This is a genomic window from Marinobacter sp. KMM 10035 (assembly GCF_046537445.1).
In the GTDB taxonomy this organism is placed as follows: domain Bacteria; phylum Pseudomonadota; class Gammaproteobacteria; order Pseudomonadales; family Oleiphilaceae; genus Marinobacter; species Marinobacter sediminicola.
This window is the reverse complement of record NZ_JBBVMG010000001.1, coordinates 356374-369678: the sequence shown is the minus strand read 5'-3', so window position 1 is coordinate 369678 and position 13305 is coordinate 356374. Positions and strand designations below refer to the sequence as shown.

General features: G+C 55.0%; 14 protein-coding genes and 1 riboswitch. Of the genes, 9 read left to right on the top strand and 5 right to left on the bottom strand.

Annotation, left to right across the window (positions count from 1 at the left end; all coding sequences use genetic code 11):
• Nucleotides 1-109: 109 nt before the first annotated feature.
• Nucleotides 110-331, bottom strand: a riboswitch (cobalamin riboswitch).
• Nucleotides 332-427: 96 nt separating this feature from the next.
• From AADB16_RS01620 to bluB, 6 genes are read left to right on the top strand one after another with little or no spacing between them, the layout of a single operon-like run.
• A complete protein-coding gene (locus AADB16_RS01620; RefSeq protein WP_309044016.1) occupies nucleotides 428-1297 on the top strand; it encodes a cobalamin-binding protein in 870 nt (289 codons plus the stop codon).
• Between the two features lie 33 nt (nucleotides 1298-1330).
• A complete protein-coding gene (locus tag AADB16_RS01615) occupies nucleotides 1331-2290 on the top strand; it encodes a FecCD family ABC transporter permease (protein ID WP_410800944.1) in 960 nt (319 codons plus the stop codon).
• On the top strand, nucleotides 2290-3057 hold the full coding sequence (locus AADB16_RS01610) for an ABC transporter ATP-binding protein (RefSeq protein WP_410800942.1): 768 nt from the start codon (nucleotides 2290-2292) through the stop codon (nucleotides 3055-3057). The genes AADB16_RS01615 and AADB16_RS01610 overlap by 1 nt, the downstream gene beginning before the upstream one ends.
• A 26-nt stretch (nucleotides 3058-3083) precedes the next feature.
• On the top strand, nucleotides 3084-3695 hold the full coding sequence (cobO, locus tag AADB16_RS01605) for a cob(I)yrinic acid a,c-diamide adenosyltransferase (protein WP_410800940.1): 612 nt from the start codon (nucleotides 3084-3086) through the stop codon (nucleotides 3693-3695).
• Between the two features lie 3 nt (nucleotides 3696-3698).
• Entirely contained in the window at nucleotides 3699-5168 is a 1470-nt protein-coding gene (locus tag AADB16_RS01600) for a cobyric acid synthase (protein WP_410800938.1), read from the top strand.
• Nucleotides 5165-5866, top strand: coding sequence for a 5,6-dimethylbenzimidazole synthase (gene bluB / locus AADB16_RS01595; RefSeq protein ID WP_410800936.1), 702 nt, complete (start codon nucleotides 5165-5167; stop codon nucleotides 5864-5866). Before AADB16_RS01600 ends, bluB begins: the two co-directional genes overlap by 4 nt.
• Before the next feature lie 3 nt (nucleotides 5867-5869).
• On the opposite strand, the gene AADB16_RS01590 is transcribed toward bluB, so the two are convergent.
• Nucleotides 5870-6289, bottom strand: a complete 420-nt coding sequence (locus tag AADB16_RS01590; RefSeq protein WP_309044010.1) for a hypothetical protein — start codon at nucleotides 6287-6289, stop codon at nucleotides 5870-5872.
• A gap of 15 nt (nucleotides 6290-6304) precedes the next feature.
• Nucleotides 6305-6883, bottom strand: coding sequence for a nucleotidyltransferase domain-containing protein (locus tag AADB16_RS01585; protein ID WP_309044009.1), 579 nt, complete (start codon nucleotides 6881-6883; stop codon nucleotides 6305-6307).
• A gap of 108 nt (nucleotides 6884-6991) precedes the next feature.
• On the opposite strand from AADB16_RS01585, the gene AADB16_RS01580 reads away from it, so the two are divergent.
• Nucleotides 6992-7663 (top strand): DNA-3-methyladenine glycosylase I, encoded by a 672-nt coding sequence (locus tag AADB16_RS01580; RefSeq protein ID WP_410800934.1) that lies wholly within the window; start codon nucleotides 6992-6994, stop codon nucleotides 7661-7663.
• Nucleotides 7664-7675: 12 nt separating this feature from the next.
• Here the strand turns inward: AADB16_RS01580 and AADB16_RS01575 are convergent, their stop codons facing one another.
• From AADB16_RS01575 to AADB16_RS01565, 3 genes are read right to left on the bottom strand one after another with little or no spacing between them, the layout of a single operon-like run.
• On the bottom strand, nucleotides 7676-8470 hold the full coding sequence (locus tag AADB16_RS01575; RefSeq protein WP_410803549.1) for an adenosylcobinamide-GDP ribazoletransferase: 795 nt from the start codon (nucleotides 8468-8470) through the stop codon (nucleotides 7676-7678).
• A 23-nt stretch (nucleotides 8471-8493) separates the two neighbouring features.
• Nucleotides 8494-9540, bottom strand: coding sequence for an FUSC family protein (locus AADB16_RS01570; RefSeq protein ID WP_410800933.1), 1047 nt, complete (start codon nucleotides 9538-9540; stop codon nucleotides 8494-8496).
• A gap of 10 nt (nucleotides 9541-9550) precedes the next feature.
• Nucleotides 9551-10645: an HlyD family secretion protein gene (locus tag AADB16_RS01565; protein WP_410800931.1), complete on the bottom strand. Its 1095-nt coding sequence runs from the start codon at nucleotides 10643-10645 to the stop codon at nucleotides 9551-9553.
• A 192-nt stretch (nucleotides 10646-10837) separates the two neighbouring features.
• On the opposite strand from AADB16_RS01565, the gene AADB16_RS01560 reads away from it, so the two are divergent.
• Together AADB16_RS01560 and AADB16_RS01555 are read left to right on the top strand one after the other, a co-directional pair.
• Nucleotides 10838-12346, top strand: a complete 1509-nt coding sequence (locus AADB16_RS01560) for a diguanylate cyclase (RefSeq protein WP_410800929.1) — start codon at nucleotides 10838-10840, stop codon at nucleotides 12344-12346.
• 85 nt (nucleotides 12347-12431) lie between these two features.
• Nucleotides 12432-13298: an MBL fold metallo-hydrolase gene (locus AADB16_RS01555; protein WP_410800927.1), complete on the top strand. Its 867-nt coding sequence runs from the start codon at nucleotides 12432-12434 to the stop codon at nucleotides 13296-13298.
• The last annotated feature ends 7 nt before the right edge of the window (nucleotides 13299-13305 follow it).

The following is a 13305-nucleotide window of genomic DNA, read 5'->3' as shown; positions in this document are numbered from 1 at the left end:
AACCACAGCTAAAGAAAACCGCTTCAGCTGCGAGAACAGCTATCATCAGGAGGTTTAACGCCAACACGAGCAGGCAAAAACTCCGCGGTACCAGCCCTCCGCCAGTACTCACTGATAGCCGGTAGCAGGCCGGTCTCCGGGCTTGCGGCTGGCGATGTCGCCAGAGTAGGATGCGCTCGCGCCAGCCAGAAGGCTGGAGCTGATCCTGCTCATTGCCACTTACCGTTGCGGGGGCAGCGTCGGACTTTAACCGAACTTCCCAGTTTCACCCTGCGCTCAATAATACGATAACGTATATTGCGCCACGGGCACCTGCTACGGATAGAACTTGGCGCATAGTCTAGGGTTCCGTTTTATGTCAGTCAATTAATGTTATTTGTGGCGCCGGATCCGTCATTTTGGCAGCAGACCAAGGAATGAGCTTTCAATGATATTTCGTGCTTTTTTTCTGTTTTTCGCGCTAGTTGGCGGTGCGTTTGCAGACGTTTGTGCAACGGATGATGCCGGTCAACCCCTGTGTCTGGCGGCGCCTGCACAGCGAATTGCTACTTTGTCGCCGGGCGCAACCGAGCTTACGTTCGCAGCCGGGGCGGGCGATAAGGTAATCGCGGGTGTTAATTACAGTGATTATCCTCCCGCTGCACTCAAGCTCCCGCGGGTTGGCAATCATACGCGGATAGATCTGGAAGCCCTTGTGGCGCTTAAGCCGGATTTGGTGATCACTTGGGTAACAGGAAATCCCCCGGCCCAGATTGAGCTTTTGGAGGCGTTGGGTATTCCCCAGTTCGCCATAGAGCCTCGAACTTTTGAAGGTGTTTCCAGTGTTCTCGAGAGGCTTTCTACTCTTGCGGGTACAGAGCAGGCTGGGTTTGCGGAAGCGGAACGTTTCAGAAAGGGCATTGCGGATATTGCTGACGAGTATCGCAACGCGGAGCCGATACCGGTTTTTTATCAGGTGTGGGAGCAGCCGCTGATGACCATCAATAATGATCATTTGATTGGTAAGGTTCTGCAGTTGTGTGGTGGCGTTAATGTGTTTGGCGATATGCCACGTTTAGTGCCAAGAATAAGTGCGGAAGTTGTCTTGAAGGCCAACCCTCATGCCATTCTCACGGGGAGTGTAGATGGCGAAGCCGATGAACAGCTGGATCGCTGGATGGAGTATTCCGAGTTGAGTGCGGTGGTTCGGGATAACCTTATTTTTGTTCCCGCCTCCCCTATTTCCCGGCCCACGCCCAGGCTACTCGAGGCCAGCAAGCTGATTTGTGAAAAGTTGGACGTTGCTCGTGGGCATTGATGGCGTGGGTGAGCACCTGTGGGAGGGTGGCCAGTGACCCGCTCACTTCTGGGTCTTGGCGTGATGGCACTGGCAGCCATGATGCTGGCTTTGGCTATGGGCAGTGTGACCGTTCCACTGCTTGATCTTTGGCAGGTTATTCAGGGCGACGGCAGCGCATTGCATCGTACGCTTGTTTGGGAATTACGGCTGCCGCGAGCGATTGCGGCGTTTGCGACGGGGGGGCTGTTGGCTGTGGCCGGCGCACTGATGCAGGTATTGCTGCGCAACCCACTTGCTGATCCATACATTCTGGGGCTGTCGGGTGGTGCCGCAGTAGGGGCATTGCTGGCGATGCTTGCCGGGATGGGAACGCTGCTAATCTCGGGCTCGGCTTTTGCTGGTGCCATGCTGGCAACCATGCTGGTGTTTGGTCTTGCCCATGGAACCGGTAGTTGGACACCTTCCCGCCTACTGCTCACTGGCGTTGTGGTCGCTTCCGGTTGGGGGGCTGTGATCACACTCATGTTGGCAATCACGCCCTCGCACAAACTGCCCGGTATGCTGTACTGGCTGATGGGGGATGTTTCCTATGCTCGTACACCCTGGCCGGCATTTGTGGTGCTGGTTGTATCCATAATGTTGATTATGCCACTTGCCCGGAACCTCAACGTGCTGGCGCGGGGGCCTATGCAGGCAGCCGCGCTGGGTGTGTCTGTGCGGCCGCTGGAATGGGTGGTGTATCTACTTGCCAGCCTGCTGACTGCAACGGCCGTGACGACCGCAGGGAGTATTGGTTTTGTAGGATTAATCGTGCCTCACATGCTCCGGCTGGTGTTGGGGAATGACCAGCGCACTATCTTGCCTGCCAGCGCTCTGGCCGGCGGGACGTTGCTGGTGCTGGCAGACACTCTGGCGCGTACGGTGATTGCGCCCGAACAGTTGCCGGTTGGCGTGATAACCGCATTGCTGGGTGTGCCCATGTTTCTCTATCTGTTGCACCGGAGTCGCTGATGAGCACGCTGAGAGCCCGCGAACTGATCATCAACATACCGGGGCGCGCTGACGGCTTTGCTCTGAATATGAATGTTGAGCCGGGCCAGATCTGGGGTGTGCTAGGCCCTAACGGTGCTGGCAAAACCACATTACTGCATACCCTTGCGGGTTTGCTTCCTGCTCGCAGCGGGCAGGTGGTGCTGAATGACTCACCTTTAAAAGAGCTCAAGCGCCGGGATATTGCACGGCATCTGGGCCTGGTGTTCCAGGAGCGTCAGGACACGTTTCCGGCAACGGTGATGGAAACAGCCCTGATTGGCCGCCATCCCTGGCTGTCACCCTGGGAAAGTGAGCAAGGCGAGGATCAGGCTCTTGCGGAACAGGCTCTGACGGCACTGGATGTCGATGGCTTGTCTGAACGCTTGCTCAACACCCTGTCTGGCGGAGAACGCCAGCGCGTTGCCATTGCCACCTTGATGACCCAAAACCCGGACATCTGGTTGCTGGATGAGCCCACCAACCATCTGGATCTGCACCACCAGGTAAAGGTGATGAATCTGCTTCGCAACCAGGCAGAGTCCGGAAAAGCTGTGTTTATGTGCTTGCACGATCTCAACATGGCGGCGCGCTGGTGTAGCCATGTTCTGTTGCTGTACACCAATGGCGATGCGTGCTGGGGGGCGACAGACAGCATGTTGGTGCCGGAAGCACTGGAACGTTTATACAACCAGCGCCTTATCGCCTTGGAAAAAGATGGTTTGTCGGTATTTGTGCCGGCTCAATAAACTAACGTTGATGTGAGGCAATCGCCATGAAAGAACGCGCAAAAGACCCCGAACGCCACGCCAAACGCATGGCAGCCAAACAAAAAATCATGCACGAACGCATAGCCAACGCCCAGAAAGAACAGGGCATATTGCTGGTATTGACCGGCCCGGGCAAAGGTAAGAGCAGCTCTGGTTTTGGCATGGTGGCTCGTTCTTTAGGCCACGGCATGAAAGTCGGCATTGTGCAGTTCATTAAAGGTGCGTTCAGTACCGGTGAAGAAGCCTTCTTCCGGGATTTGCCTAATGTGGACTACCACGTTATGGGGCAGGGCTACACGTGGGAAACTCAGAACAGGGAGCAGGATGTTGCAGCGGCCAATGCCGCGTGGGACATCGTTGCAGGCATGTTGAACGACGACAGCTACGATCTGATTTTGCTGGATGAACTCAATATCGCATTGAAATACGACTATATCGATCTCGACCGTGTTCTGGACGATCTACAAGCACGGCCAGAGATGCAGCACGTGGTGGTCACTGGCAGAAGCGCCCCGAAAGAGTTGATTGATATCGCAGATACAGTGACTGAAATGGGCGTAGTGAAGCACGCTTTTGAGGATCAGGGCATCAAGGCCCAGAAGGGTGTCGAGCTTTAAAATATGACCACTCTGATGATCCAGGGCACCACGTCCGACGCTGGTAAAACCACGGTTGTCGCCGCCCTGTGTCGCTGGCTCGCCCGCCAGGGTGTATCAGTCGCACCGTTCAAACCCCAGAACATGGCTTTGAACAGCGCGGTGACGGTGGATGGCGGTGAAATTGGCCGCTCCACTGCTTTGCAAGCGCTGGCTTGTGGCCTTGAGCCCCACAGCGACATGAACCCGGTATTGCTGAAGCCCCAAAGTGATTGTGGTGCCCAGGTTATTCTGCGCGGGCAGGTTCATGGGAACATGGATGCGCTGGATTATCACGCCTATAAAGCCGAAGCCATGAAGGCGGTGATGGCCGCCTGGCGTTCACTCAGCGAACGTTACGATGTGATCATTGCGGAAGGCGCCGGCAGCCCGGCGGAAGTTAACCTGCGCGCTAACGACATCGCCAACATGGGCTTTGCGGAAGCAGCGGATTGCTCGGTGCTATTGGTTGGGGATATCGATCGGGGCGGGGTTTTTGCTCAGCTTGTTGGCACGCTGGAGCTGATTTCTGCCAGTGAACAGCAGCGCATAAAAGGGTTTATCATCAATCGCTTTCGGGGCGATATTGCGCTGTTGGAACCGGGGCTCGACTGGCTCGAAACCCGCACGAGCAAACCGGTGTTCGGCGTACTGCCGTACCTTCACGGGCTGGTGGTGGATTCCGAAGACAGTGTCAGCACTGAAGGAAGTAGCGAAGCTGGTGCGCTGAACGTGGTGGTGCCGGTAGTACCACGCATCAGCAACCACAACGACTTTGATCCGTTGCGGCTGCATCCGGGGGTAAACCTCATCTTTGTCGGCCCGGACCAACCCATACCTCCAGCTGATTTGATCATCCTGCCGGGCAGTAAAAGCACCCGTCACGACATGCAGTGGCTTATACATCAAGGTTGGCCGGAAGCACTGCGCAAACACCTGCGCTACGGCGGCAAGGTGCTGGGAATTTGTGGCGGCTTTCAGATGCTGGGGCAGTGGGTCGAAGATCCTGATGGCCTTGAGGGCGAAGTTGGCCACACAGAAGGCTTGGGCCTGCTGGAAATGAATACGCGAATGGTACCCGGTAAGCAGCTGAAACAAGTGTCCGGCACCCTGGCGTGCAGCGTAGCCGGGGCGACCACAAGCGTGACCATGCAGGGTTATGAAATGCACAACGGCGTGTCCGAAGGCCCAGCACTCGCTCGCCCTTTTGCGGAACTGGAAGGCCAGCCCGACGGCGCCGTTAGTCATGATGACCAAATAGCCGGCACCTATGTGCATGGCTTGTTCGATGCGCCCGAAGCATGCGATGCCATCTTGGCGTGGGCAGGGCTGAATCAGGCAGCTGCGCAAGCGGTGGATTACCAGAGCCACCGGTTACAGCAGTTGGATCGCTTGGCTGACCAGGTGGAGGCGTGTTTGGATACCGATCGGCTAAGGAGCCTGCTGCAGCTATGAGCAACCACAATGACCCGTTCACCAAAGCCCAGCGAGAAGGGCTGTACCGGGCTATTTTTGAACGCCGTGATGTGCGCTCACAGTTTTTGCCCGACCGCATATCGGACGATGTCTTAGCCCGAATCCTGAAGGCTGCCCATCACGCGCCGTCGGTAGGCTTTATGCAGCCGTGGGACTTCATTGTGATCGACAGTTTGTCGGTGCGAGAGCGGGTTCTTGCCAGCTTCAATGAAGAGAACGCCAAAGCCGCTGATAACTATACCGGTGAGCGCAAGGAAGCCTATCGTAGCTTAAAGCTTCAAGGCATTATCGAAAGCCCAATCAACCTGTGTATCACCTGTGACCGTTCCCGGGGTGGCCCTCATGTTTTGGGCCGAAACTCTATCATGGAGATGGATCTGTTCAGCACCTGTCTTGCGGTACAAAACCTCTGGCTGGCGGCGCGGGCGGAAGGCATTGGTGTGGGTTGGGTCAGTATTTTGGACCAGGATCGATTGTCGGATATTCTACAATTGCCGGAGCAGGTCTACCCCTTGGCGTATCTTTGCCTGGGCTATGTCAGTGAGTTTCTGGATCAACCAGAACTGCAGGCGAAGGGCTGGCGATCACGTCTTCCGCTGGAAGAGCTCGTGCACGGAAATGGCTGGGGAAAGTCGTTAGATCAGACTGGCCTGACTGAGCAATTAAAGAAAGTCTGAACGTCAGACTGTGATTGGCGCCAACGCCTTTACCAACACCTGTAACTCGCGGGTGATAGCAACTAGCTCTTTCAACAGCTGTGGATTCACATCCATGTGCCCTTCGTATTCTGCCAGGTTTCGGGCCGCATGGCATTTATCCAGTACCCGCCATTTTGCATTCGGCAAACCGACCGTGTGCTGCAGGCACTGAAATACAATGTAGCGGCTTTCTGAGCGGTAACCGTGCCATCGGAGCGCGGCGAGTGACAGAGCATGAGCGGCACTGTAGGCGAGAGAAAACTGGCTGTCTTCAGAAAGCCCTTCTATGCAGGCGTCTTTGAGTTTGGCATCAGCCGCTCTAAGCATGCCATCAAATTCCCGGGCATCGGGCGGTTCGACTTTAAGCCGTCGTATCTTTACCAGATTGTCGAGTGCTTCCATGCGCGGAACCGTGGTTTAGCTTGCGAAGTTCAGCTCGAGGCGGGGTTGTTCTATCACCCGGGTAACAAAGCTTTGGTTGTCAGCAATGCGTTCCTCGAATTCGTCGGGGGAGTATAACGTGGGATTGATGGTTCGTTGAAGCTGTTGCTCCGCAGGTGCCAGCAGTTCCATGATGTCGCTGTAACTGAGATCCTTGCCGATCAGCATCAGGTCTATGTCGCTTCCAGCGTGTGCTTCGCCTTTGGCGACGGAGCCATAGATAAAGGCCTGTTGGAGAGTATCGGCTACCGGTAGCAGGGCGTTTTTCAGAACTTCAGAAATACCAAACGTCTTCTGAACGATATGGATCAGCTCATGAAAGATCGGGTTGTCCCGGTTTGCCTGATAATGGTTCTGGTTGCCCTGGCGGGTCATGACCACCAGTCCAGAGTCGGTAAGCTTGGTTAGCTCCCGAGCCACCGAGCCGCGGCCAACCTGAGCCAGCCGCACCAATTCGTTTAGGTATAGGCTTTGATCTGGCTGGCCATACAGTAGAGTGAGTACACGCTGCTGGGTTTTGGTAAACAGGGCATCGCCGATGTTGGTTACGGGCATGGTAGGCTCATTTAAAAGACTCAATGTGGGTACTTTAGTCCCCACATTGGGGTTTATCAAGCCCTAAGTGGGGCTCTTAAGACCCAATTTGGGCTTTTGGGGGGGGTTATGGAGTTTTCTGAATTTTATCAGCAGGCAGTCGCTCGAAAAGGTGGCGAGGAAGCCGTGAAGGCACTGCTGCCACCATTGCCCAAGCGCGCGCGGCTGATGGAGGTTGGCGACGACCGTTACCTGTCCGAAATCACCCGCTGTATTTTCAAGGCGGGTTTTGTCTGGCGTGTAATTGAGAATAAGTGGCCAAGTTTCGAGGCGGCCTTCGAAGGTTTCGTGCCCGCCTACTGGCAGCAAGTTCCACCAGAAGTTTTGGAAAGATTGGCCGAAGATACGCGGGTTGTTCGTAATATGCAGAAGATTCGCACCGTGCCTGAAAATGCCCGGATGATTATGGAAGTGGCGCAAGACTACGGTAGTTTTGGGCAGTTTCTAGCGGAATGGCCCAGTGAGGATCAGGTTGGCCTTTTGATATATTTGAAGCGCAACGGCGCCCGGTTGGGCGGGAACACTGCTCAATACTTCCTGCGTCGGGTGGGCTGGGATGGCTTCATCCTGTCCCGTGATGTGGTGACCGCATTGACCCGCGCCGATATTCTGGATGCGTCACTCACCAGCAAAAAAGGGCTGACCCAGGCTCAGCATGCGTTCAATCAGTGGCACCAGGAAACCGGCCTGCCCATCAGCCACTTATCCCGAATCGTCTCGTTCACCGTGGATAACGACTAAGTCTGCCACATCTCACAAGAACATCAGCAGCACCAGCTCGCAAAACACCACACTCGCCCCCAGTGCGTCGCCGGTGTAACCACCTAATTGCCGCTGCAAGTACCAGCCCCACAGTAGGGCTACCATGAGCACAGCGGTTAAGGCGCTAAGCCAAAGCCCCGGCAACCAAATGCTGAATACGAGTGAAATCAGGGCAGTACATGCACAGCTGGTCAGTAAGCGTTGGCGGGAAAAGGTCTCTGCTACGGGCTTGCTTTTGCTTTTATCCGGGTCTGTTACATAGGGCATAAAGGCCATCAGCAGTAGGGGTGTTACACGGCTGATGGCGGGCGCCACCAGCAATGCCAGCCAGATCGTTTCCATATCCAGCAGCAGTGCTGCTTTTAAACCTAATGCCATCACCAGCGCAACCGTGCCATAGGTGCCTATGCGGCTGTCTTTCATGATCTCCAAGCGCTTTTCAACTGTGTAGCCGCCGCCCAGTGCATCTACGCTGTCAGCAAGGCCATCTTCGTGGAAGGCGCCGGTGATAAACAGGTGAAAGCACAGCACCAGCAGTACGCAGACCAATGGGCTCCAGGCCAAACTGAGCAGTGCGAATAGGCCGGCGTACAAAGCACCTAATAGCAGGCCTACGACTGGAAAGTACATGCTGCACTGGTTCATCAGTTTCTGGGAATAATCGATGCGTGCGAGCATGGGAATGCGGGTAAGAAAGCCAACGGCTAGCCAGAAGGCTTGCCATTCGTGCTGCAGTACCGAACGGGAAGGCGATGGGGCTGCCTCAGCAGGCTGGCCGTCTATCATTTGGTCATCCACACCATGATTACTCATGCCTCAGTCTCTTGTATTTGTTGCTTCCGTGATTGTTCGGAGCTCCGCCACCCTGTGAGGGCGTCCAGTCCAGCAACCAGTAGAGCGGCGGTGCCGGCACCGGCGAGCGTGAGCACAATGCGCGTAAAGGTTGCGTAACCCGGATCCTGGGTTGAGAGCGCGCCGGCAATCAGCGCCATGGCGACAGAAAGTCCATATTGGTACACCATGCTGGGATGCTTTCCGTGCAGCATCAGATGCCCAAGCCACAATCCGCCAAGAAAAATCAGGCCGAGTAGAATGGGCAAGTGCGAAGACAGGGTGAACAGCCAAAGCACCGCAAGCCCGACGGCGCTGCCGTAGAAGGTTGCCAGTATTCGTTGGTGGGCTTCGTAGAACACAGCGCGGCGGGTTGGGAAAACCAGCACCATGGCCGCAATCACCGCCATCATCATATCGGAGGGTTGCATTACGGAGTAGAGCCAGAACGACAGGCACATCAGCACCGTGGCCCTGATGGCAGCACCCAGGGTGACATTGCCGCCTGTGGGCACAGGCTCGTCCACATGCTGCTCACGGGTTCGTGCGGGGAAAACTGCATACACAAGCGGCCCCAGCACCAGACCCACCAAAGAGGCCTGAACAAATCCGTCACGCATAGCCTCAACCGTAGCGTTGCCGTGCATGCCCATAACGGACATGAGCACGGCAACAACGACAATCAGCATGCCCGCCTGTGCGCCGGACTGCAGAATCATACGAAAGCCGGCAAAGTAGGTTAGCCACATGGCCCCTACATACACCAATGGCATGGGGCGCAGGGTTTCTACAAACCAGGTCATCAGGTAGACCATCAGGATGAGCGCAATGGGCCCACCAATGGCTTTGCCCGGGTTGAAGGCTTTGCGCTGCGCGGCAATCAAGCCTACCGGGAGTGCCGCAATAATGGGCGGCAACGCCGGGTCGATCAGGGGGATGGCAGCATAAGCCAGCATGCCAGTGACACCCAGGCGCACAGCGTAAAGCGGATCGTCAGCTTCGTTGGGACGGGGGGTTACGTACATGGTGTACGCCTCAATACAGGTAGCTGAACCAGGATCTCACGCGTTGAAACCCACGGGCGATCAGGGCAATTGGGTTGCTTGTTCCGTTGGCAAATACCACCGCATGCACCTTGCCACCTACGCGCACTTGCCGCGGCCAGTCGTCTTGCGAGCCTTTCAGCTCAATTCTCACTGGAATACGTCGCGCGGGTTCAAACCAGCGATTGGAGGCTTCGTTAACCACCAGGCCGCCTTGAACGTTGCGCCCCGGATTAATGCCCCAGGCAATGCTCTGTACACGGCCTTCGAAGATAGTGCCGGGCACGGCATCAAAAAGCAGGTGCGCTGTGTCACCGGGTTCGATGCTTTGAAGCTGGTTTTCCCGCAGATCCACGGTGACCCAGGCAGCCTCCGCATCAATGAACGTCAGCGCCGGGTTGCCTGCACCGATAAACTGGCCCTTTGCCAGAGTCATGTTGGTCACTACGCCATAATGGGGTGCTCGTACCCTTGTGGATGCAAGGTCATACTGCACGCTTTCCAGTTGTGCCTGTGCCGCAAGGATGGACGGATTGTCAGCACCTTTTGGGCCGAGCTGCTTGCGGGCACTTTCCAAATTGGCTTCTGCAGTACTGAGCTGTGCTTTGGCATCCGCAACTTTGGCCCGTGCTGCATCACCTTGCGCAACCGGCACTATGCCGCGTTTTTCCAGGCGTAATGTGCGGTCTGCGTCTGTAAGGGCCGTATCAAGGTTGGTTCTGGCCTGGGTAACGCCAGCTTGGGCGGCTACCAGTGAGGCGGCTGAGGCATCTATACCCTGAACGGTGCTGGCCAGATTGGCTTCCGCCTGTCGAAGCGCCAGTTCAAACGGACGGGGGTCGATGGCAAAAAGCGGATCACCAGCCTGCACCACAGCGTCGTCTTGAACCATCACTTCGGTAATGTCACCGGAAACCCGGGGTGCAATTTGGACAACATGGGCCGAAACAAAGCCTCGCGACGAAGACGGTGCCAATCGGTCGCTCAACGCGTAGGTGACCGCCACGATAATAAGGAGCAGAACGACACCGATAGCGATGGTTTTTGCAGGGTTCCTGGTCGGAGCTTGTTCGTCGATCTCGCTCATTCGGTGCTCTCCCGGGGAATTATTAGGCTTGTCCGTACTTTTCAGCCGATACGAAAATAGGGTAGCACCTGCTCAAAATTGGCGCGAGACGCTTGAGGTGAATGAAAGGCTTTGATTTGAAATGGCTGAGCCTGGTGCCTTGGACTACACTTTTAGGATTAAGATGATTCACGCCAGTAAGGCGAAAGGTTCATGATCAAAGAGATCGGCCTACGGCCGCATTACACCGACTCTGTTTATTTTTTCAAAAAACTGGCCTTGGGCATTCCCGGCGTACTCTTTACTTATTGGAAGAGTGCAGACGCGAAGACTCATAAGTATCTGTTTGTCAGTGATCAGGTAAGTGACATTCTTGGCCTTGATCCTGACATCTTGCGCGAAAACGCCGATTCGATGTTTTTAACGGTCCACCCGGAGCAAATCCAGGGTGTAGAAACCAGCATTGAAGAATCGGCTACTGCTCTCAAAAGCTGGTGGTATCAAGCCCGGATGAAAGTGAGAGCGGGGCACTACGAGTGGTTCGAAGCCCAGGCAACGCCAGAGCGCCAGGCTGATGGAAGCATGGTGTGGTTTGGCCAGCTGCATAACATTCAGCATTACAAAGATCTTGAGTGCACACTCAGAGCACGCGAAGCGGAAGCTTCCTTCCAGGCCGATTTTCAGAAATTGATCGCCAAGCTGTCAACGCAGTTTATCAACCTGAGCTTTGGCACCATTGACCAGTGCATTAACGAGTTATTGAAAGCCATTGGCGGCTTTTTTGGGGTGGACAGGGCCTATTTGTATGAGTTTTCGCAAGACCACCGTGTGATGGATAACACTCACGAATGGTGCTCTGAAGGTGTGCCAGCCCTCATCGAAAGCCAACGCAATGTGCCGACCGACGATTTTGATTGGTGGCAATGCAAAATCGTCGAAATGGTAAGTGGCAACCGGGTCATTTTTGTTGAGGAAATCGAGCAGATTCCTGCCGGCCCCGAGCGCACGATGCTGGAAGAGCAGGGGGTGTGTTCAATGTTTTGCGTGCCGGTTCGTGTGAGAGGTGTGGTTACAGGTTTTTTTGGCGTAGATTCCAATCGAAAACGTACTTGGCGTGAAGACCAGGCAGACCTTCTTATTATCGTATCCAGCCTGCTGTCGGGAGCACTTGAACGCCACCGGCTTGAACGAGAGCTGCTAAACCAGTCTATCCGAGACCCCCTAACCAAATTGCATAATCGTCGCTATCTGATGCCCAGGCTTCATGAAATGCTGAGCCGTGCCAGCCGATATGAGGAGCACTTTACACTGGCCATGTTCGACCTCGATCGATTCAAGCACATTAACGATTCTGTAGGCCATTTGGGAGGAGATGCCTGTTTGCGGAGTTTTGCCGAGGTTCTTCTGGAGCAAACCCGAGAGGCTGATGTGGTGGCTCGATTTGGTGGAGAGGAGTTTGTAGTAGCGTTCTGTGGCATAGACGCAACGGGTGTGCGTCGTATCGTAAGCCGTATTCTCTGTGCCGTGCGCAATCATGATTTCGATCTTGAAGATCACACTGTGCCGTTAACGGTCAGCGCCGGTATTGCTGACATCGGTGAGCTCGATGAGTTTCCTGCTTCGCCTGACCCGCTGATCCGGTTGGCGGACGACAGGCTTTATGCAGCAAAGCAGGCGGGGCGGGACTGCCTTGTTGATGCATTAGGGGTATCGCGCATATAGGAAAAGAGAATTTCATCTTATATTCCGTTTTGGTATATCCTTATGCTATAGATTATAGGATTACACCCCAACGGAGGTGAGTGCAGTGAACAGCCCTATCGTTCAACATTTCTTTGATGAGCCCACCAATACGTTCAGCTACGTGGTCCGTGACCCTGATAGTCAGGCTTGCGCCATTCTTGATTCGGTACTCGATTTTGACTACGCCTCGGGCACTACCGATGTGCGTTCTGCAGATGAGATTATTGAGTATGTGCGCTCAAATGATTTGTGCGTCGAGTGGATTTTGGAAACTCACGTTCATGCGGACCACCTTTCCGCTGCGCCATATCTTCACGAAAAGCTAGGTGGTAAAACCGGAATTGGTGCCCACATACGGGATGTACAGGAAATTTTTGGTAAGGCGTTCAATGCGGGCACTGAATTTGCCCGTGATGGGAGCCAGTTTGATCGTCTTTTCCAGGATGGAGATAGTTTTGCAATTGGCGGCCTTGAATGTCGCGTTATGCACACCCCTGGCCACACACCTGCCTGTTTGACCTATGTAATAGGTGACGCAGCCTTTGTGGGCGACACCTTGTTCATGCCTGATTACGGAACTGCACGCTGTGACTTTCCGGGTGGTGACGCCCGTGTGCTCTTCCAGTCGATTCGCAAGGTGCTGTCACTGCCAACTCAAACCCGTATTTTCCTTTGCCATGATTATAAAGCTCCGGGCCGGGAAGAGTATGTGCACCAGACAACTGTGGCAGAGCAGCGAGAGGCCAACATTCACGTGCACGATGGCGTCAGCGAAGACGAATTTGTGAAGATGCGCACTGAGCGCGACGCGACGCTTGATATGCCGCGGCTAATTCTACCTTCCGTGCAGGTAAATATGCGGGCAGGTGAGATGCCACCAGCGGAGGATAATGGCCAGGTGTACCTGAAAGTTCCGGTCAACTTCTTCTGAGTTCCGA